23 protein-coding genes and 3 tRNA genes are annotated in these 17,145 nt (G+C 41.2%); 11 read left to right on the forward strand and 15 right to left on the reverse strand.

Going from position 1 to position 17,145, the window contains the following annotated elements:
• Positions 1 to 42: 42 nt before the first annotated feature.
• Genes GNIT_RS08515 through serS form a run of 3 tightly spaced genes read left to right on the forward strand, consistent with a single transcriptional unit; the run spans position 43 to position 3,078 of the window.
• Positions 43 to 1,389, forward strand: a complete 1,347-nt coding sequence (locus GNIT_RS08515) for a replication-associated recombination protein A (RefSeq protein ID WP_041246360.1) — start codon at positions 43 to 45, stop codon at positions 1,387 to 1,389.
• Between the two features lies 1 nt (position 1,390).
• Complete coding sequence (gene crcB / locus GNIT_RS08520) at positions 1,391 to 1,771, forward strand: fluoride efflux transporter CrcB (RefSeq protein ID WP_041246361.1); 381 nt, start codon at positions 1,391 to 1,393, stop codon at positions 1,769 to 1,771.
• Positions 1,772 to 1,779: 8 nt separating this feature from the next.
• Positions 1,780 to 3,078: a serine--tRNA ligase gene (gene serS / locus GNIT_RS08525; RefSeq protein WP_014108778.1), complete on the forward strand. Its 1,299-nt coding sequence runs from the start codon at positions 1,780 to 1,782 to the stop codon at positions 3,076 to 3,078.
• Between the two features lie 19 nt (positions 3,079 to 3,097).
• Here the strand turns inward: serS and GNIT_RS08530 are convergent, their stop codons facing one another.
• The 5 genes from GNIT_RS08530 to GNIT_RS08550 are packed head-to-tail and all read right to left on the reverse strand — an operon-like array spanning position 3,098 to position 5,292.
• Complete coding sequence (locus GNIT_RS08530) at positions 3,098 to 3,436, reverse strand: TusE/DsrC/DsvC family sulfur relay protein (protein ID WP_014108779.1); 339 nt, start codon at positions 3,434 to 3,436, stop codon at positions 3,098 to 3,100.
• Positions 3,437 to 3,475: 39 nt separating this feature from the next.
• A complete protein-coding gene (locus GNIT_RS08535; RefSeq protein WP_014108780.1) occupies positions 3,476 to 3,781 on the reverse strand; it encodes a DsrH/TusB family sulfur metabolism protein in 306 nt (101 codons plus the stop codon).
• Between the two features lie 18 nt (positions 3,782 to 3,799).
• On the reverse strand, positions 3,800 to 4,156 hold the full coding sequence (locus GNIT_RS08540) for a DsrE family protein (RefSeq protein WP_014108781.1): 357 nt from the start codon (positions 4,154 to 4,156) through the stop codon (positions 3,800 to 3,802).
• Positions 4,157 to 4,165: 9 nt separating this feature from the next.
• Positions 4,166 to 4,573 (reverse strand): sulfurtransferase complex subunit TusD, encoded by a 408-nt coding sequence (gene tusD / locus GNIT_RS08545; protein ID WP_014108782.1) that lies wholly within the window; start codon positions 4,571 to 4,573, stop codon positions 4,166 to 4,168.
• Positions 4,574 to 4,626: 53 nt separating this feature from the next.
• A complete protein-coding gene (locus GNIT_RS08550) occupies positions 4,627 to 5,292 on the reverse strand; it encodes a Bax inhibitor-1/YccA family protein (protein WP_014108783.1) in 666 nt (221 codons plus the stop codon).
• 352 nt (positions 5,293 to 5,644) lie between these two features.
• On the opposite strand from GNIT_RS08550, the gene GNIT_RS08555 reads away from it, so the two are divergent.
• The 8 genes from GNIT_RS08555 to GNIT_RS08590 all read left to right on the forward strand — a co-directional run bounded on the left by GNIT_RS08555 (position 5,645) and on the right by GNIT_RS08590 (position 11,485).
• A tRNA-Ser gene (locus GNIT_RS08555) sits at positions 5,645 to 5,736 on the forward strand.
• 427 nt (positions 5,737 to 6,163) lie between these two features.
• The gene (gene uvrY / locus GNIT_RS08560) at positions 6,164 to 6,802 is read left to right on the forward strand and encodes a UvrY/SirA/GacA family response regulator transcription factor (protein WP_014108784.1); all 639 of its coding nucleotides are present in this window, start codon (positions 6,164 to 6,166) and stop codon (positions 6,800 to 6,802) included.
• A gap of 2 nt (positions 6,803 to 6,804) precedes the next feature.
• Positions 6,805 to 8,631, forward strand: coding sequence for an excinuclease ABC subunit UvrC (gene uvrC / locus GNIT_RS08565; RefSeq protein ID WP_014108785.1), 1,827 nt, complete (start codon positions 6,805 to 6,807; stop codon positions 8,629 to 8,631).
• 61 nt (positions 8,632 to 8,692) lie between these two features.
• Complete coding sequence (gene pgsA / locus GNIT_RS08570; protein WP_014108786.1) at positions 8,693 to 9,262, forward strand: CDP-diacylglycerol--glycerol-3-phosphate 3-phosphatidyltransferase; 570 nt, start codon at positions 8,693 to 8,695, stop codon at positions 9,260 to 9,262.
• Positions 9,263 to 9,385: 123 nt separating this feature from the next.
• Positions 9,386 to 9,461: transfer RNA gene (locus tag GNIT_RS08575), tRNA-Gly, on the forward strand.
• Between the two features lie 38 nt (positions 9,462 to 9,499).
• Positions 9,500 to 9,573, forward strand: a tRNA-Cys gene (locus tag GNIT_RS08580).
• 198 nt (positions 9,574 to 9,771) lie between these two features.
• Positions 9,772 to 11,028, forward strand: a complete 1,257-nt coding sequence (locus GNIT_RS08585) for a tyrosine-type recombinase/integrase (protein WP_014108787.1) — start codon at positions 9,772 to 9,774, stop codon at positions 11,026 to 11,028.
• 1 nt (position 11,029) lies between these two features.
• On the forward strand, positions 11,030 to 11,485 hold the full coding sequence (locus GNIT_RS08590) for a hypothetical protein (protein ID WP_014108788.1): 456 nt from the start codon (positions 11,030 to 11,032) through the stop codon (positions 11,483 to 11,485).
• Here the strand turns inward: GNIT_RS08590 and GNIT_RS08595 are convergent.
• From GNIT_RS08595 to GNIT_RS08630, 10 genes are all read right to left on the reverse strand, one after another.
• Positions 11,482 to 11,715: a hypothetical protein gene (locus GNIT_RS08595; RefSeq protein ID WP_014108789.1), complete on the reverse strand. Its 234-nt coding sequence runs from the start codon at positions 11,713 to 11,715 to the stop codon at positions 11,482 to 11,484. The two genes, GNIT_RS08590 and GNIT_RS08595, sit on opposite strands and share 4 nt — an antisense overlap.
• Positions 11,716 to 11,749: 34 nt before the next feature.
• Positions 11,750 to 11,980 (reverse strand): AlpA family transcriptional regulator, encoded by a 231-nt coding sequence (locus GNIT_RS08600; RefSeq protein ID WP_014108790.1) that lies wholly within the window; start codon positions 11,978 to 11,980, stop codon positions 11,750 to 11,752.
• Positions 11,981 to 12,076: 96 nt separating this feature from the next.
• Positions 12,077 to 12,250 carry a hypothetical protein gene (locus GNIT_RS18170; protein ID WP_014108791.1) on the reverse strand — a complete coding sequence of 58 codons (174 nt, stop codon included), beginning with the start codon at positions 12,248 to 12,250 and terminating at the stop codon, positions 12,077 to 12,079.
• On the reverse strand, positions 12,250 to 13,137 hold the full coding sequence (locus GNIT_RS08605) for a prohibitin family protein (protein WP_014108792.1): 888 nt from the start codon (positions 13,135 to 13,137) through the stop codon (positions 12,250 to 12,252). The genes GNIT_RS18170 and GNIT_RS08605 overlap by 1 nt, the downstream gene beginning before the upstream one ends.
• 2 nt (positions 13,138 to 13,139) lie before the next feature.
• On the reverse strand, positions 13,140 to 13,802 hold the full coding sequence (locus GNIT_RS08610) for a dUTP diphosphatase (RefSeq protein ID WP_238526954.1): 663 nt from the start codon (positions 13,800 to 13,802) through the stop codon (positions 13,140 to 13,142).
• 87 nt (positions 13,803 to 13,889) lie between these two features.
• Positions 13,890 to 14,603, reverse strand: a complete 714-nt coding sequence (thyX, locus tag GNIT_RS08615; RefSeq protein ID WP_014108794.1) for an FAD-dependent thymidylate synthase — start codon at positions 14,601 to 14,603, stop codon at positions 13,890 to 13,892.
• On the reverse strand, positions 14,603 to 15,568 hold the full coding sequence (locus tag GNIT_RS08620) for an RNA ligase family protein (RefSeq protein WP_014108795.1): 966 nt from the start codon (positions 15,566 to 15,568) through the stop codon (positions 14,603 to 14,605). The genes thyX and GNIT_RS08620 overlap by 1 nt, the downstream gene beginning before the upstream one ends.
• 1 nt (position 15,569) lies before the next feature.
• Positions 15,570 to 15,794: a hypothetical protein gene (locus GNIT_RS08625; protein ID WP_014108796.1), complete on the reverse strand. Its 225-nt coding sequence runs from the start codon at positions 15,792 to 15,794 to the stop codon at positions 15,570 to 15,572.
• Positions 15,795 to 15,796: 2 nt separating this feature from the next.
• Positions 15,797 to 15,946 carry a hypothetical protein gene (locus tag GNIT_RS18175; RefSeq protein ID WP_014108797.1) on the reverse strand — a complete coding sequence of 50 codons (150 nt, stop codon included), beginning with the start codon at positions 15,944 to 15,946 and terminating at the stop codon, positions 15,797 to 15,799.
• Positions 15,943 to 17,010: a hypothetical protein gene (locus GNIT_RS08630; RefSeq protein WP_014108798.1), complete on the reverse strand. Its 1,068-nt coding sequence runs from the start codon at positions 17,008 to 17,010 to the stop codon at positions 15,943 to 15,945. The genes GNIT_RS18175 and GNIT_RS08630 overlap by 4 nt, the downstream gene beginning before the upstream one ends.
• Positions 17,011 to 17,145: the final 135 nt, after the last annotated feature.

The raw sequence follows: 17,145 nt of genomic DNA on the forward strand, positions 1-17,145 counted from the left end.
CTTGCAGCAATAGCCTAACTTGCTACTAACCTCGAGTAATGGATGAAATCTTCTACCTATAAGCCCCTAGCTAGCTTACTTAGACCGAGCAGCCTCAATAATTACGTGGGCCAGTCCCATTTAATTGGTGAGCAGGGGACTATCTCCAAAATGCTAGCGCAAAATAATTGCTATTCAATGATATTTTGGGGGCCGCCAGGTACAGGTAAAACTACACTAGTGCATTTAATTGCAGAGCAACTCGACGCCGACGTGATTGAACTTTCTGCCATTAACTCGGGAGTAAAAGAGATACGTGCAGCTATTGGGGAGGTCAGCGGCTCATTAACTCGCGGGAATTCGGATTTATTTGCGAAGCAAAAAGTGGTTTTTGTTGATGAAATTCATCGCTTCAACAAAAGTCAGCAGGATGCTTTTCTACCCTATGTCGAAAGCGGGCATATCATTCTCATTGGCGCAACAACAGAGAATCCTAGCTTTTCCGTTAATCGCGCATTGTTGTCTCGATTACGTGTTTTTATTTTAGAAAAACTATCAACAGATGAATTGATGAAGCTTCTGAATGCTGCGATTGAATTCTTGCAAGAACGCGAAAAAAAGACCATTGAGTTTGAAGAAAACGCGGCTTTGGCGCTGGTTACTCAAGCGAATGGAGACGCAAGAAGCCTATTAATGTCAGTCGAAATTTGCAGCGATTTGGCCAACAGCGGTGAAAAAATAAGTCTATCGTTGATAAAGAAAGCAACAGGCGCTAAAACCTTAGCCTTTGATAAAAATGGAGACCACTATTACGATTTGTTATCGGCATTTCACAAATCAGTGAGAGGTTCATCTCCAGACGGCGCTTTGTATTGGTTTTGTCGTCTTTTAAAGAGTGGCGGTGACCCGCTAGTGATCGCGCGACGCCTGTTGGCGATAGCATCTGAAGATATAGGCAATGCGGACCCAAGGGCACTGCAAGTTTGTCTTAATAGTTGGGATTTATATCATCGCGTGGGCCCTGCTGAAGGCGAAAGAGCGCTTGCTCAAGCCGTCATTTATTGCGCGCTTGCACCCAAAAGTAACGCCGTTTACACAGCTTTTAAAAAGGCACAGCGACTTATTGACGAAACCCCAAGTTACGACGTTCCCGCACATTTAAGAAATGCGCCTACTAAGCTAGCGAAAGAAATGGGCCATGGAGATGAATACCGCTATGCTCATAACGAACCTAATGCTTATGCGGCAGGCGAATCGTATTTGCCACCGGATATCGCCGAAATAACATTTTATCATGCCAGTGAGCGAGGCTTAGAGAAGCAATTAAGTGCGAAGATGGACTATTTGGCCCAACTTGATGCCGAAGCTCATGCACAAGGTAAATCACGAAAAAACACAACAGGTTCATAAAATGCATACGTTTCAAGTATATCTATTTGTAGCAATGGGAGGTGCAGTTGGCGCCTCTATGCGGTATTTAATTGTTCAAATCTCGACTAATCTATTGGGAAAGGGCTTTCCATTTGGTACTCTTGTCGTCAACGTATTGGGCTCGTTCCTATTGGGCATATTGTATTCCTTTATGCAACAGGATAACGGTGAAAACGCAGGGTTAAGAGCCCTAATTGGCATTGGCCTGTTAGGCGCATTCACTACCTTCTCAACCTTTTCACTCGATACCGTATTACTCATTCAGCACGGCGAAATCATGAAAGCCTCGCTCAATGTTTTTTTCAACGTCACTGTTTGTCTCATTTCAGTGTGGTTGGCTTTATTAATTTTCAAAGGATAATGTAAAAAATGTTAGATCCTAGATTGATCAGAAATAACCTTGACGAAGTGGCTGCAAAACTGCTTAAACGTGGTTACTCTCTCGATGTTGTCGCAATTACTGAGTTAGAAGAAAAACGCAAGGTTCTGCAATTAGCGACTGAAGAATTACAGAATCAGCGTACAGTTCGCTCCAAAGCAATCGGCAAAGCGAAGGCCTCTGGTGAGGATATACAGCCATTACTTGATGAGGTTAGTGGTCTTGGTGAAAAGCTAGATGAAGCTAAATCTGGCTTAGAACGAGTGATGAATGCGTTTAACATTATTTATCAAGAAACACCAAACTTGCCATCTGACGAAGTACCTGTTGGCAAAGATGAAAGTGAAAATCAAGAAGTCCTCAAGTGGGGCGAAGTTCCTAGCTTCGATTTTGAAGTAAAGGATCATACTGATGTTTCTACAAGGTTAGACAACGGCCTTGATTTTGAAACAGCGGCTAAGCTATCTGGTTCACGGTTTGTAGTGATGAATGGAGCCGTTGCCAGAATGCACAGAGCGCTCGGTCAGTTTATGCTCGATATGCATACGCAGGAACACGGTTATCAAGAGGTTTATGTTCCTTACCTCGTAAATTCAGACAGTCTCTACGGTACCGGTCAGTTGCCGAAGTTTGGAGCCGATTTATTTCATACCAAGCCGGCTACCGAAGAAGGTCAGGGAATGTCGCTTATTCCAACCGCAGAAGTGCCATTGACGAACATAGCAAGAGACGAAATATTCCCTTTAAGTGCACTTCCAATCAAAATGACGGCACATACACCTTGTTTTAGAAGTGAGGCCGGTTCGTATGGTCGTGATACAAAGGGACTTATTCGCCAGCATCAATTTGATAAAGTTGAGATGGTTCAGCTAGTTCACCCTGAACAGTCAATGCAAGCCCTAGAAGAGTTAACTGGTCATGCTGAAGCCATATTGCAAAAGTTAGGATTGGCTTATCGTAAAGTTCTTTTATGCACCGGCGACATGGGGTTTGGTGCAACTAAAACTTACGATTTAGAGGTTTGGTTACCCGCTCAAGATACCTATAGAGAAATATCTTCCTGTTCAAATATGGGCGATTTTCAAGCTCGCAGAATGCAGGCAAGGTATAAATCTCACGAGATGAAAAAACCTGAATTATTGCATACATTGAATGGTTCTGGTTTAGCCGTTGGACGAACACTAGTTGCGATACTGGAAAACTACCAACAGGCTGATGGTAGCGTCAAAGTTCCCGAAGCCTTAGTACCCTATATGAATGGTGTTGAAGTAATTTCACCTTCTGCATAAAGCTTACTTACTTATAAACTTATAGGCATTTTGCTGGCTTCGGAAGGCCAGCAATTTTCGTTGCTTGTTTCGCTGGGCCTTTTGGGAACAAACGCTGTACATAACGGCTATTTCCAATGTCAGGCCCAAATTTGTTTGCTAGGCTTTTTACTAATACGCGTATTGCTGGGCTAGTGTCGTATTCTTTATAAAACTCTCTAACAAAAAGTACCACTTCCCAATGGGCATCACTTAACTCAATCGATTCCTTTTGCGCAATAATTTCTGCTATTTCGGTGTTCCATTCTGTATGGTCCAACAAATAACCATTTGCATCTACTTCTATTTTCTTTCCAGCGACCTCTAAAAATTCTTGCATACTGTTTACAAATACTCTCTTTTAAACTGACAGCCTGTGCTATTGCAGCGTAATACACGGGATATGTTGCGTAGATAATGTTACAAACTCTTCAAATTCTATAATATTAATTTTATTGTGCCCTGCAAAATTAGCTAAAAGACCGCTCGCCTGTAGGTCACGCTTGATGACGTAAATAAGAGTGTCAGTGCGCTCGTTTAGCTCATCCAATATATTATACAGTTGAAAAACAGCTTGTTGCGCTACAATAATAGCATGGTGCTTTTCAGCACTATTTTCATCGCTATGACTGCCCAGCATAGGTTTAATGGCATGATAGTCGGAACCTAAAAAAAGAATTAACATAAGTACAATATTCCTGAACTAAAATCGAATAACAGCGGCTGACGATTCACAAAGTCGACTGAATTCAATGCTGCTTATGGCTGATGCAGTGTCGATAATGGTATCACTGGAAAGATTAAGGGAAGCCATATCGTCTTCTAAATAATATATAGCGTCAATATCATACAAGGGCATTACATTGATTTGTTTCGCCATCGATTTCTTTTGTAAATAAGTACCGTCTTGCTTATCTAGTAATTGGTAAAGCCCTTGTTGGGCAAATACAAATGTCACCTCGACACCAACATTGCTTGCTGCCAGCGCTGCTTCTAATGCGTCTTGTGCAGCACTGTTGTAGTAAGGTGGAGATGTCGAAATGATCAGTAAGGTTGTCATGAGCAGTCTCTAAAACTGAATACAAATTGGCGAACTATCGTTGCCAATTGCAGCTGAATTAAGCGCAGAAAAATAATCAGCCATACCTACCGGGCAAAACGCTTCGTGGATATTGCTGTGTCGCTTAAACATGCTCGCATCATCTTCTGATAATACGCCACGTTTTGCTGATGCGGTAACACAAACGTTCAGTGGTGTTTTTGTTTGTTCTGTAAACTGCGTCCAAAGTTGAAGCATGTTTTTTTCACCTGCCCCCGGCTGAATGTCACTATTCGCGTGCAAGACACCATGGTGATAAAAGAAGACCTGTTCTATTTGATGGCCTAAGTCGATTGCTGCCTCACAAAAAGATAGAGCAGTTTGGCCATTTAGAGAGTCAAATGGAGAGCGTGTAATAAAAATAAGGAATCTATTCATAACAAACAAAAACACCCCTTAGAAGGGGTGTTTTCCATCGTGAGTTTGAGCGATCAATCGTCGCCGCCAAATGCGTTTAACAGCGCTAGTAGCGAAGTAAACAAGTTATATATATTCAAATACAGTGCTACCGTTGCCATGACATAGTTCGTTTCACCACCTTTTACAATTCTGCTAGTGTCGTACAGGATAAAGCCAGAAAAGATGAAAACAATAACCGCGTTAATCGCTAAATGTACGGCCGGAACAGCAAAGAACATGTTTGCTATGCTTGCTATTATTGCGAACACTAAACCTACTATTAGAAAGCCACCTAAGAAACTAAAATCTTTCTTAGTAGTGATTACGTAACCTGACAATGCTACAAAAATAATTGCGGTTGTGCCAAACGCTTCCATAATAAGTCCAGGATAACCTACATTTAAGTAGTAGTTTATCAATGGACCGAGCGCTGCGCCCATTAAACCTGTAAACAAAAACGTTAAGGGAAGTGCAGCGGTAGAGTTTGCATATTTCGAAACAGCAAACAGCGAAGCAAACGCAGCCAACATGAGGCCAATTCTTGCAAAACCACCTAGATTCATACCCATCGTGATCCAGGCACAAACAGCACTAAAGACTAAAGTCATCGACAATAGTAGATAGGTGTTTTTTAATACCTTATTGATTTCTATCGCTGACCGAGTGCCAGAAGCAGAATATACTGAACGTTGTTCCATTTTGTACGTCTCCACGTTAAATAATAATTGAGTAAAACAGTTGGTTATTTGTTAGATACTTTGTAGGGTGTTTGGTTCAAAATTTCAAGTAGTTTTCACTAAGTAATGTATATTATTACAGGAATGCATAAAAAATGTTCAAACAAACAAAAAAAAACAGTTTTTTCTATGTAAAGACTTTACAACAGTCAGTTTGATGCTTAATATGCGCACCTCTTACGCAGAGTCACTTGTTTCAAGGTGAACTTATGAACCTAAACAGGGTCATAACTTGAAGTTAACCCTGGGGCTAGGGTAATATGACAATTCATTAATTTAGAAATAGATTAATGACATAGCGTAAAAAGTTTATGGATAGCTGGCAGAGCTCGGTTTAATGCACCTGACTTGAAATCAGACGTACGGTCAAACGTACCGGGGGTTCGAATCCCTCGCTATCCGCCAATTTAAGGGCCTAAACAATGTTTAGGCCCTTTTTGGTTTGCGCAAATAAAACTGGCTGGTTCTGAGCCGGTTTCTACAAGCTGTTTATCAAGGTTTTTTCTACAAACTCTCTAATTCATGAAAGCAATATTAATGAAAGCAATGCCCTAAAAAGCTAACTATCAAACTTTAAAGCTTAGCTTACCCTTTTTAAATGATTTCGGTGATCGAACGAACAGGGAGAGGCAATATCCTCAAAGCCTAGTTTTTCAGCAGCCAAATTGGTATCGACAGTACTTTAAAGAGATTATCGATACCACACATTCCTTTATTGTTAGAAATCAATACTATTGATATATTAAGTTATTCCAATATGGCGCTATATGTAAGATACTCTCGGCTCGCAGTTAGCTGAATTTAATAAATAATAAGAAATTGAGGTTCCTACGTGATCAAGATTTTATTGGTTGATGACCATGAGCTCGTTAGGACAGGGATCAGTCGTATATTAAACGATGTCAAAGATTTTAATGTTGTTGCTTCCGTTGGAAGTGGCGAAGAAGCCGTTGAGCTGTGTCGTAAAAGTCCGCCTGACATCATCATGATGGATGTCAGCATGCCTGGCATTGGTGGTTTGGAGGCGACACGCAAAATTTTGCGATTTTGCGACAGTACACGCATTATTTGTTTGTCAATGCACAAAGAAAATCCTATACCTACCAAAATAATGCAGGCGGGTGCGCATGGTTTCTTAACGAAAGATGCTGACCCTAGCGAAATGGTAAATGCTATTTATAAAGTATCTTCAGGTCAGCGTTATATATCAGCTGACGTTGCGCAGGAGCTTGCCATAGGCAGCACTTCACAGAATCATGATAATCCTTTTGAAAATTTGTCAGATCGTGAGCTCGAAATCACATTGATGCTGACAAGAGGCACTCGAGTGCCAGAAATTGCATCTAATCTCAATATTACGGCTAAAACAGTGAACACCTATCGGTATCGGATGTTTGATAAGTTGAATGTGAGTTCCGATGTTGAATTAACGCATTTAGCGCTGCGCCATAAGCTGATACAAACCGAATAGCGATGAGTGAAGACGTTTTATTTGATTCAGAGGCCTTTCTCAAGAACCTGACTTCGAAGCCTGGTGTTTACAGAATGTATAACATTAGAGAAGAAGTCATTTATGTAGGCAAGGCTAAAAATCTAAAGAAACGAGTTAGTTCATACTTTCGCAAAAATGTAGACAGCGTAAAAACTCAATCGCTTGTTACGCATATCGCAAAAATGGACGTGACGGTTGTTTCAAGTGAAACCGAAGCGTTTATACTAGAAAATAATTTCATAAAAAAATATCGTCCGCGTTACAACGTGGTGTTGCGTGACGATAAATCATACCCTTTTATATTCCTGTCTGAACACGAACACCCGCGACTGAGCTTCCATCGTGGCACAAAAAAACTAAAAGGTACCTATTTTGGCCCATATCCTAGCGCGTGGGCGGTAAGAGAAAGCCTCAGATCCATGCAACGAATATTTCCAATCAGACAGTGCGAAGACAGCTATTATAGAGCTCGCAGCAGACCCTGTTTGCAATATCAAATGAAGCGCTGTTCAGCACCTTGTGTCGCTGGTTATGTAAGCGACGAAGAGTATCGAGAACAAGTAAACTTAGCTACACTATTTCTCAGAGGAAAGAATTCTGAAGTGATAGCTTCGTTAGTCGACAAAATGGAGCAGGCAAGTATCGCCTTAAACTTTGAGGCAGCTGCTCGTTATAGAGATCAAATTAGCGCACTGCGTCGCATACAAGAACAACAGTTTGTGACTGGTAATCAGCAAGAAATGGATGTATTTGGTTTTGCCTTTAAAAATGGTTACGCCTGCGTCCAAGGCCTTTTTATTCGCGATAGCCAGTTGTTGGGCAGTAAGTCATTTTTTCCTAAAATTCCGCGAGATATAGATGGTGAGACCGTCTTTCAGTCTTTCATTCTGCAATTTTATCTTGCAGGAAATAAGACTATTCCTAGACAGATTGTTATTCCAATGAAGTTTCCAGAAATGGAAGATATCGAAAAAGTGCTGACAACTGAAGCTGGCTACAAAGTTAAATTCTTTGAGGGAGTGAGAGACGAAAAAAGGCAATATTTGCAGTTAGCAAACAAGAACGCCGACAATTCACTCGAAACTCAACAAAATCAGCAGAAATCGATGTTTGCACGATTTGTCGATTTAGAAAAAGCGATTGAAAGAGATACACCCATTAGTAGAATGGAATGCTTTGACATAAGTCACACCTCGGGACAGCAAACCGTTGCTTCATGCGTTGTTTTTAACCGCGACGGTCCATTAAAGAGCGATTATAGAACCTTTAACATTGAAGGTATTACTCCGGGAGATGATTACGCAGCAATGGCACAAGCATTGAAGCGCCGTTACAAGTCGCCTAACGCAGACGCTAAGCTACCCGATATATTATTCATAGACGGTGGCAAAGGGCAGCTTTCACAAGCAGAAGCGCATTTTGAAGACTGGCCAGCCGAATTCAAACCCATGCTTATTGGTGTGGCTAAGGGCAGCAGTAGAAAAGCCGGACTAGAAACATTGATAAGAGCCGGCTCGTACGAAACTATTCCGATGGAAAGTGATTCTCCTGGTTTACATTTAATCCAACATATTAGAGACGAATCGCATCGTTTTGCGATATCAGGGCATCGAAATAGAAGGCAGAAAGTCAAGAAAACGTCGACCTTAGAGGGTATATCAGGCGTAGGCCCGAAGAAACGACAGGCTTTATTGAAATATTCAGGTGGTCTGCAGGGTCTTAAAAAAGCGAGTAAGCAAGAAATTAGCAAGGTTCCTGGGATAAGCGAGGAACTTGCCGATATCATATACGATCATTTGCATTCTTAATTGAGTCTGTTCTGGTATCATATTCCGAGAGAAGAGTTTTAAACCAAGGTATGTAGTTATTATGTGGACCATCCCCAACATTATCACCATGTTCAGAGTCCTTCTGATACCAGTATTTGTTCTTGTCTATTTTCTTGATTGGCGATGGGCTCATCAGGCTGGCGCATTTATATTTTGGTTTGCAGCTATAACCGATTGGTTTGATGGATATCTGGCCAGAAAACTAAAGCAGTCAACACCTTTTGGTGCTTTCCTTGATCCGGTTGCCGATAAATTAATTGTTGCAGCAGCGTTGCTCATGGTAACGCACACTTATGCTAGCGTGTGGATTACTGTCCCTGCCATTGCCTTGTTGATGCGTGAAATTTATGTATCGGCTTTACGCGAATGGATGGGGCAGTATGGAAGTGCTTCAGTTGTTAAGGTGTCATTTATCGGGAAATCTAAAACGATGGCGCAAATGCTCGCGTTAATCGGATTATTATCTGGTTTAGAGGAGTTCATGGGCTTTCCGATCTATTGGGTCACGCTAGGGAAAATTCTACTTTATTTTTCTGCAGTGCTATCGGTCTGGTCTATGGTTGTTTACACCAAAGCCGCGTGGAAGCAACTTAGTCAGGTAAAAGCTTAGTTTTCAGTCGTTTCAGTGCAAAATAGCAGCGAACTGTACAATTTTTAATGAAACAGTATATTTCTTTAAGATTTAGTGTTGACAGGTTTGTTTTTGAGGGTAGAATGCACCCCACATTTCGAGGCGGGAATAGCTCAGCTGGTAGAGCACGACCTTGCCAAGGTCGGGGTCGCGAGTTCGAATCTCGTTTCCCGCTCCAATCTCTTGATTGACGAAATGTAAAAGCAACAATGTTGCGGCGGAATGGCAGAATGGCTATGCAGCGGATTGCAAATCCGTGGATCTCGGTTCGACTCCGGGTTCCGCCTCCAATGCTCATATCACCCAGTACCACAACACACCGCAAGCAACTGATTCACATAGAATAATCCACTTTTGAGTGGATTTTTTTACGCCTGAATTTCACCACTATTCGTGTGCTACCAGCACTTTTGTTGGTACTTTTACTTTGCATGTACCAACAAATTTGTAGTATCTTAAAAATGTACCATCAAATTTAGGAATATCACATGCCCTTAACTAGCATGGCTTTGGTTAACACCAAGCCACGGGATAAAGATTACAAGCTGACAGATGGCAAAGGACTCTATCTGCTTGTCAAAACAAATAGCGCAAAATACTGGAGATGGTCTTACAGGTTTGAAGGTAAACAAAAGACTATGGCTTTCGGTGTTTACCCTGAAGTAACTTTAAAACAAGCAAGAGATAAACGAGACAATGCTCGTACTCTTTTAGCTAACGATATAGATCCCCAGCAAGAAGCAAAGAATATTAGGATAAAACGTACTGAGGAAGAACAGGAGTCTGTCTTAATATCAAAAGTGCTTGATGATTTCTTTAAACACTATTCAGATGGTAAAGACCCTAAAACAATAACTAAAGCAGAAGGTCTGATACGTAACTGGATTAAACCAAAGATTGGGACTATTGGTTGTAGAGAGATAACAGCACAGAAAGTACTTGGCTTAATTCAAGATATTGAAAAAGAGAACAAGAGAGCTACTGCACATAAAGTTGCAGCGTTGCTTAATCAGTTCTTTGCTTACTGTATTGCAGAACCCTCGGTGCCGATTGATCGCAATTGGCTTAATGATATAAAAACCCTGATCAAGACAGCTCCTGAGTCGCATCACCCTGCGTTGATAACCCCACAAGAGGTTGGCAGACTACTTTGTGATATGCACAGCTCTAAGTCGTACTGGCTTACTGTAATAGCTATGAGACTCTCATTGCATTGGTTCATCAGACCAGGAGAACTGAGAACGCTTAAATGGGAGAATGTTAATTGGGATTTGAACTGTATTCAGATTGATAAAGCCAATATGAAAAAGACTTCTATGAGTCAGGATCATTGGGTTCCACTGAGTGATCAAGCCAAGAAGATGTTGACGTTTATTAAAGATAACAATAGACCTTCAGCTTATGTCTTTCCTTCAATTAGATGTTTAGCCAAACCAATGAGTGAAAATACGGTTAACACCGCAATAAGAAAAATGGGTTATGTAGGTAAACAGACTGCCCACGGGTTACGAGCCACGGCTCGAACCCTGTTAGATGAAGAGTTGTCTCAGAACCCAGAATACATTGAACATCAGTTAGCCCATAAGGTTAAAGATGTAAATGGTAGGGCGTACAACAGAACAACTAAGTTAGATGAACGAAGAGTCATGTTACAAATGTGGTCGGACTACCTTGACGATTTGGAGTTTAAAACACAGAACAATATAGAAATTAAATCTAAGTACGAAAATTCACTTAAGGGATAAAATGAAGAAGTTACTTGTAGGATTGTTAGTAGTTGGCTTAACTGGTTGTGCAACAGGCCCAACTAAGAAAGTTATGACACCGGATGTGTACTTACTGTTCGCAAACATTTGGGCTGATAATGTAGGTTGTTACCAGAAAAACTATATATCTCCTCAACAATATGCTGAAGGTATAGATAGTTTTTCTCACGTACTAAATACTTGGGTTTACGATGTTGACAGGATGAAGGAAGAAATTGATATTCGATTTAGATTTTTGATCACTAATGCTAGTAACTGTAAGAATCATGAATTTGCATTAACTCAGGTAAAAAGCGCCAGTGACAAGGCTAAGGGACGAGAACAGAGGTATGTGGAAAATTATAATAAATCTTTAGAGTCATTTGCTAACTCAATGAATCCTCCTAGAGTAAAGACTACCTGCCTGACGACAGGTAGCCTAACAATGTGTAACTAGCTTTCAACAGCTACTTCAAGTGGTGCAGCATTTTCTGCTTGCGCCTGAGTTTCTTGAAGTTTGTCTTGAACTGCTCTAGCAACAATAAAGGCTGCGTAATGGCGGCCTTTATCTTCTTCGCTAAGTTCCACAAATGCTTGTGTATTTGGTAACACTAAGTCTTCCGAAAAATTCATTTCAATATCAGAAGATTGGTTAGTATCCGGTGTAATCGTGATTTTGATTTCCATGGTGTTCCTTAAAGGGTTTAATTAAAGGGGATCGTTATTGATCCCTTTGTTGTATTTTTGTATCAATCCAATCTTGAATTTCGTTATCTACCCAGCCTACAATTTTGCCCGTAAGGTTTACTGGTCTGGGGAATTCGTTTCGTTTGATTAGATCATAGAGATGCGTCTGTCCAATGCCACATAACTGCAATACTTCTTTTCTTCTCAGTATGCGGGTAAGTGGAATGACTCTCTCTTTTAAGAATGGTTCTAGGGTGGTAGTCATACCATCTCCATTGAGTTGTAACACGACCAGAAGGGGTCTTTAAAGGCTAACCTCGGTTTCCCGCTGCCTCATGGCTGGTGTTACCGCCTTGGTTTATTAAACTACAAAGTCAGCAAGCTTGGTTTTAAGCTTGTTGGCTAGTCTAAGATCATCAGCTGCTTGCGATAGCATCAGTTCACGCTCATTGACTTCAGACTCTTGCTTGGCAATGTACTTGTCTAGCTTTGTCTTGATTACTTCAAATGCTTTAATCAGGGAATTAATAGCCATTACGATTTGCTCCGCATATCTAGGATAGGTGTTGAACCACCACCTAAGATTGTGTGTGGTAATTTACCATCCCAGTTCTGAGCTTCAGTTAACTTTATGATAAGAGGATTACCATTAAGTGCTTTGGCTTTCGCTGTGATAGCAGATGCTTCAGCAATACCTTTGATACGAGTTGACTCAGCTTCAGCAATTGCGACTAGAGTAATACCATCAGCTTTCGCTTTAGCAGTATTCACATCACGCTGTGCTTCAAGGTTTTGACGAGCTAATCTATGTTGCTCGGCATCAGCTAAGTTCTTCTCAGTCTGCTTGGTTTCAATTGAGTTCAAGTACTTTTGAGGTAATTGGATGTTCTCAATTTGAATGTTGTCCACAGTGACTGGGAAGCCTTCCATCTCGTCCATTAGTAGACGCTCAATTCCAGCAATAGCAGCCGCACGGTCTTGTATAAGAGCTTCTGCGGTGTACTTTGGAATGATGTCCTTAGTGGCTGATCTAAATCTTGGATCTAGTATGCGTTGTTCAAACTGAGTTAGGCCACCATATTGCTTGAACAAATCCAATGCAGAGGATCTTTCTACCGTCCAGTTAACTGAGACAGCAACTGTAACCGGCATTTGTTCAGCAGTACTTGAAGCCATGTTCTCTTCGTTCTTGCGAGTACGCACTTCGATCTCTTCAACAGAGTCGATCATCGGTACTTTGAAGTGAATACCAGGGTTTACTTGATACTTGGCTTCACTGAATCGCTTAACGATACCAATGTGGCCTTCTTCAACTGTGAAGAATGTACCAAGTAATATAGGGAAAACCACAACCGCTACAATTGCTAATGTGATGTATCGCTTAATTCGTTTCACTGCTGCTGCTTGATCTTGTTCGTACATAATTACGCTGCTTCCGTTTTCGTTGCTAGTTTGTATATACGACCTAATGCATCGTATAAGTGGGTTTCAAAATCATCTACTGTCGCATCAAGCTCTTGTAGTATTTCGGTTAGGTGTTCGTTGTCTTCACGACCAGCCCAAATCTTTTGATAAGTGCCATCTTTATAGCCGTTATCCTGTCTAAAGAAGTTAAGCACGTTCTTACCGATGTACTGCTTATACAGGTCATCAGTAGTCATACCGCTGCGTTCTACGATAAGTAAGAAGACATGTGTTGGCATCAATCCAGAAGCGCAAGAACCTGCAAAGAGCTTAAGTAATTCAACTAATGTCATGCCTGCCGGTTTTACAGGTAAGCCATTAAAGCTATCTGTGGTAGTTACACCGATCTTGGTTTCTTCTATCAGCTCAAGCATGATTTCGGATATTGTATCAATAGAGCCGTGGCAGCCTTCTTCCATAACTCCTGAAAGGATAAAGTGCCAAATATCTACAAGCTCCATCTGGAGTTGATCCATGTCTGGTTCTTGATGTTTCCACCATTTCCAGCCGTGATGATCAATAGCTTCAGTAGCTTCCATCATTGCAGCCAGTGACCAGTCATTACCTGCTTGTAGCCAATCTGAGTTGACTTTGTAGTTCATGCTGTTTTGTAAAGTCAGCATTGTTACCATTTGTTTTTTATTAAACATGATTATCCTAATCTGTGGTGTGTGTGGGGGAGGTTGCTAGTCTTTCCTAGCAGTCAAAGTTTAAGAGGTTAAAGCGGCCCAACTATGAGGAAATAATGGCGCAATAACATCGTTCACTTGTTTAGCAAGATCTTGGATCTCACCTTGTGCATCAGACTTAGAACGTTTGTTTACGAAGTTAGCGAAGCTAACTAAGTTACCCGTCCAAACCCAATTGACTTCACAGCCTTGTGGTAGAACAAATCGTGCTTGTTCTTCAGCTACACCTAGTTCTAGTAGGTAATCATAATTAGAAACGGCATCACTCATAACACCATCGTAAAATGACTGAAGCTTAGTTTGAGTGCTTGGATCAAATGCTTCACCGCTGCCCTGCTTTTTATCACTAGCTTGCTGCCTAAAAGTAGGCGTAAAGTAATCAGGAGCAGTGCTAATGTAGCGTCTGGATTCCTCATTCTCAATCAAACCCACTTTGTGCTTAAACGCTTGAGTTCTGATTGGGATAGGTGCTTGCATACGCAACGTAATTGCTGTGTGTGCGAACGGAGTCCAGTGATGATGCTTGGCTAAGAATTTGATCAGTCCTACGTCTTTGCCACGTATTACTTTTGGTGGATCTAAAAAGTCTTTACTAATACCGTCTTGGACTTTTAATTCCACCTCATTACCATCTTCATCTAAGTAGACATAAGATGACGTTTTATTGAAGCTCACTCTAGCAGCGTTAACTACTGAGAGGTCATTGCCCATACGGTCTACGTATTCAGCTTTCATTAGGCGAACACCTCGTTATTGAGTTTTGTTAGATAAAAATGACGGGCTTTGTTGGCAATAAATTTACCTACGTCCCTCATCGTAAGATTATTGGCTTCGAGAACATCTTGTTCTTCCGTCCAAACATCTTTGCTTACCCAACCAATGAAATTGCCTACATTCTTTTGATCCAGGCCCAGTACTTCAACACCCTGGTTCAGCCTGTTTTCAGTAACTGCATACTCAACGAACTCTCTCATTGAATTAAGCTTCTCTGGATCAACAGCTGCTAAAGTTTTCACTTTAGACACAGAGTGTTTCTCGCCTTTAACCTTAAAAAGTAAGTCAGTATGGCTAGGATGGGTGCATCTCCAAACAATGCCTTCACCTACACCAGTTACACCTAATGCATGAGCTACAGGGCATTGGTCTTCTACAGCTAAAGTAAGCTCTGTGAGTCGGTTAATGGAGTTTTCAGGCATCTGTAAATCAACTGTTTCCTCATAAACAGGAAAGTCGTCAATAAAGAATACATCTGCTCTTTCAAGTAGGCCGTGTGAATCGCTGCTTAGATGTAGAGAACTTAATGGTATATGCTTACCTTCAATTTCTGCTGCGAACATTACAAACATCTTAGGCATATTAGTTAAGGCAACACCTCTCTGGATATTGCCGCCACACCATTCGCCATAGACGATGACATCTTTACCATCTGCAATGTCTTGCAAAAAGTAGTGCCAATCAGTTTCAATACTTTCAGCCCATGTAGCAAAACCAGCATTGTCATTAAGAGGTTGAATTAAACGTGATCTGCTTTGATAGTAAACCTTGTCTTTTTGTACCGAGTAACTTATTGCCGCATTGGTTCCGTGTAACTTAACGGTTCCAATAAAGCTTAGGTGTGTAATCGTGGAAGATTCTGCAATGTCGCGTATGTCTTTAACTACATTACGGAACTGTCCTATTTTTGGGAAAGGCTGGAACATACTAGTACCCCTGTATTTCGATAACTTGGATGGCATCTGGGAACTCTTCCAAATCACCATCGTTTATGCTTTCAGGCATGTAAGTATCTTGGTCGATATAAGCAGCACTAACGTATGTTGCTGCCATAGCGGTTTGACCATGATCAGCATTGACCCTAACTTCCATTTCGCCACCATGGATGGCTTGCATTTCTGTGAGTTGTTCAATCAGTGTGTCTAATTGCATAATTAGTACTCGAACTCGTCATCTGCTACATGACCAGCAGCCCAATCTAACGCATCAGCAACACCTTGTTCATAGGTCATGCCTGGGTATTTACTGGGTTCATTTTCTTGCACATTGTCACGAGCTGTTTCAATTTCTTCTTTGGTTTTCATAATTTACTTCCTAGTTGCGCGATGTTTACTGTGTGTCGTTCCACCTCACCAAAGTCCTTATGAAGTACAATAGCTTTGCTGTCTTGTCCTGATCTGTATCCGCCCCATGATGCATAAGAATCTTTGGCTGCGAGTGTACGGAAGGATTCAACAGTACAACCGTTGTATTCTTTTAAAGTGTCGTGGTGAATGTGGCCTGTGTACCAATATCTAAACTGGGTTTCGCCCCAGTCTTGCGGTTTATCAGTCGCCATAACAAGCGGAAGCTTGTCAGCCTTTGTCGTATGTCCGTGATGCACTCCGAAGAAGCACTTACCGAACCGCACAAAGTTATAAGGATTAGCGGTTACATCAATGATGACTCTTGGTTCGTTTTTGAACATGTGCTTCAGTGTTACTTGAAGGAACATTGAGCCAGTATCATCATGGTTACCGATTGCATTGATCACACGTACTGTCTCATGGTGCTCTAGTGCTGCCATGATCATGTGTAATAAGATTTCTACACCAACATCAGCCATAGTAAGAAAGTTCTTGTCTGTGTCTAATGGGTGTCCTGAACGGGTAGTAGTCCCTGCGATGTTATCTGCATGGAAGTAATCACCTAAGTTTACGATCACTGATTGTTTACAAGGAGGAGCTGTTAATACCAGTCGAGTGAATATTCCTATGAATACTTCTCTGGCCTTGGCAATATCCCAGTCTTCACCCGCTTCATCAGCTAGTGCTAACATTCCAATATGCGGGTCACCAAGTGGATATACCGCCATTAGATCGGATGATCCATGTATGATTTTATTAGTTGGTTTGTAGACCGGCATATCTTTAACTAAGCCGTCAATAACTGCCTGCATTAAAGCGATACTGTCTTCTTTGTTTACATCTGTTTTTACCCACTGTCCGGCAACTTGGCCTTCTGCGTTGTATCTTGTTGATACACCCTTAACGTAATGGGTATCAGGTGTGTAATGCATCATGTCATGTTCAGGGGCATAGCCACGCAAAGCAGCATACTTCTTAACCCTGAGAACAGAATCACCAACAGTTGATCTAGTCAAGCCCATAGCGTCAGCGGTGGCTTGTTACTACTTAATTATATGGTACATATTATGGTACTTTAACTAATAGATTACAATATAAATTAAGTAATATAAGTATATACAATGGGTTTATGGATCTCTATTAGGGACTCATACAGT

Origin of the sequence: Glaciecola nitratireducens FR1064 (assembly GCF_000226565.1) — a bacterium.
Taxonomy (GTDB): Bacteria; Pseudomonadota; Gammaproteobacteria; order Enterobacterales; family Alteromonadaceae; genus Glaciecola; species Glaciecola nitratireducens.

Excerpts from the sequence above, each read along its gene's own strand:
- GNIT_RS08515 (WP_041246360.1), top strand. The coding sequence starts at position 43 with ATGAAATCTTCTACCTATAAGCCCCTAGCTAGCTTACTTAGACCGAGC.
- crcB (WP_041246361.1), top strand. The coding sequence starts at position 1,391 with ATGCATACGTTTCAAGTATATCTATTTGTAGCAATGGGAGGTGCAGTT.
- serS (WP_014108778.1), top strand. The coding sequence starts at position 1,780 with ATGTTAGATCCTAGATTGATCAGAAATAACCTTGACGAAGTGGCTGCA.
- GNIT_RS08530 (WP_014108779.1), bottom strand. The coding sequence starts at position 3,436 with ATGCAAGAATTTTTAGAGGTCGCTGGAAAGAAAATAGAAGTAGATGCA.
- GNIT_RS08535 (WP_014108780.1), bottom strand. The coding sequence starts at position 3,781 with ATGTTAATTCTTTTTTTAGGTTCCGACTATCATGCCATTAAACCTATG.
- GNIT_RS08540 (WP_014108781.1), bottom strand. The coding sequence starts at position 4,156 with ATGACAACCTTACTGATCATTTCGACATCTCCACCTTACTACAACAGT.
- tusD (WP_014108782.1), bottom strand. The coding sequence starts at position 4,573 with ATGAATAGATTCCTTATTTTTATTACACGCTCTCCATTTGACTCTCTA.
- GNIT_RS08550 (WP_014108783.1), bottom strand. The coding sequence starts at position 5,292 with ATGGAACAACGTTCAGTATATTCTGCTTCTGGCACTCGGTCAGCGATA.
- uvrC (WP_014108785.1), top strand. The coding sequence starts at position 6,805 with ATGAGTGAAGACGTTTTATTTGATTCAGAGGCCTTTCTCAAGAACCTG.
- pgsA (WP_014108786.1), top strand. The coding sequence starts at position 8,693 with ATGTGGACCATCCCCAACATTATCACCATGTTCAGAGTCCTTCTGATA.
- GNIT_RS08585 (WP_014108787.1), top strand. The coding sequence starts at position 9,772 with ATGCCCTTAACTAGCATGGCTTTGGTTAACACCAAGCCACGGGATAAA.
- GNIT_RS08590 (WP_014108788.1), top strand. The coding sequence starts at position 11,030 with ATGAAGAAGTTACTTGTAGGATTGTTAGTAGTTGGCTTAACTGGTTGT.
- GNIT_RS08595 (WP_014108789.1), bottom strand. The coding sequence starts at position 11,715 with ATGGAAATCAAAATCACGATTACACCGGATACTAACCAATCTTCTGAT.
- GNIT_RS08600 (WP_014108790.1), bottom strand. The coding sequence starts at position 11,980 with ATGACTACCACCCTAGAACCATTCTTAAAAGAGAGAGTCATTCCACTT.
- GNIT_RS18170 (WP_014108791.1), bottom strand. The coding sequence starts at position 12,250 with ATGGCTATTAATTCCCTGATTAAAGCATTTGAAGTAATCAAGACAAAG.
- GNIT_RS08605 (WP_014108792.1), bottom strand. The coding sequence starts at position 13,137 with ATGTACGAACAAGATCAAGCAGCAGCAGTGAAACGAATTAAGCGATAC.
- GNIT_RS08610 (WP_238526954.1), bottom strand. The coding sequence starts at position 13,802 with ATGCTGACTTTACAAAACAGCATGAACTACAAAGTCAACTCAGATTGG.
- thyX (WP_014108794.1), bottom strand. The coding sequence starts at position 14,603 with ATGAAAGCTGAATACGTAGACCGTATGGGCAATGACCTCTCAGTAGTT.
- GNIT_RS08620 (WP_014108795.1), bottom strand. The coding sequence starts at position 15,568 with ATGTTCCAGCCTTTCCCAAAAATAGGACAGTTCCGTAATGTAGTTAAA.
- GNIT_RS08625 (WP_014108796.1), bottom strand. The coding sequence starts at position 15,794 with ATGCAATTAGACACACTGATTGAACAACTCACAGAAATGCAAGCCATC.
- GNIT_RS18175 (WP_014108797.1), bottom strand. The coding sequence starts at position 15,946 with ATGAAAACCAAAGAAGAAATTGAAACAGCTCGTGACAATGTGCAAGAA.
- GNIT_RS08630 (WP_014108798.1), bottom strand. The coding sequence starts at position 17,010 with ATGGGCTTGACTAGATCAACTGTTGGTGATTCTGTTCTCAGGGTTAAG.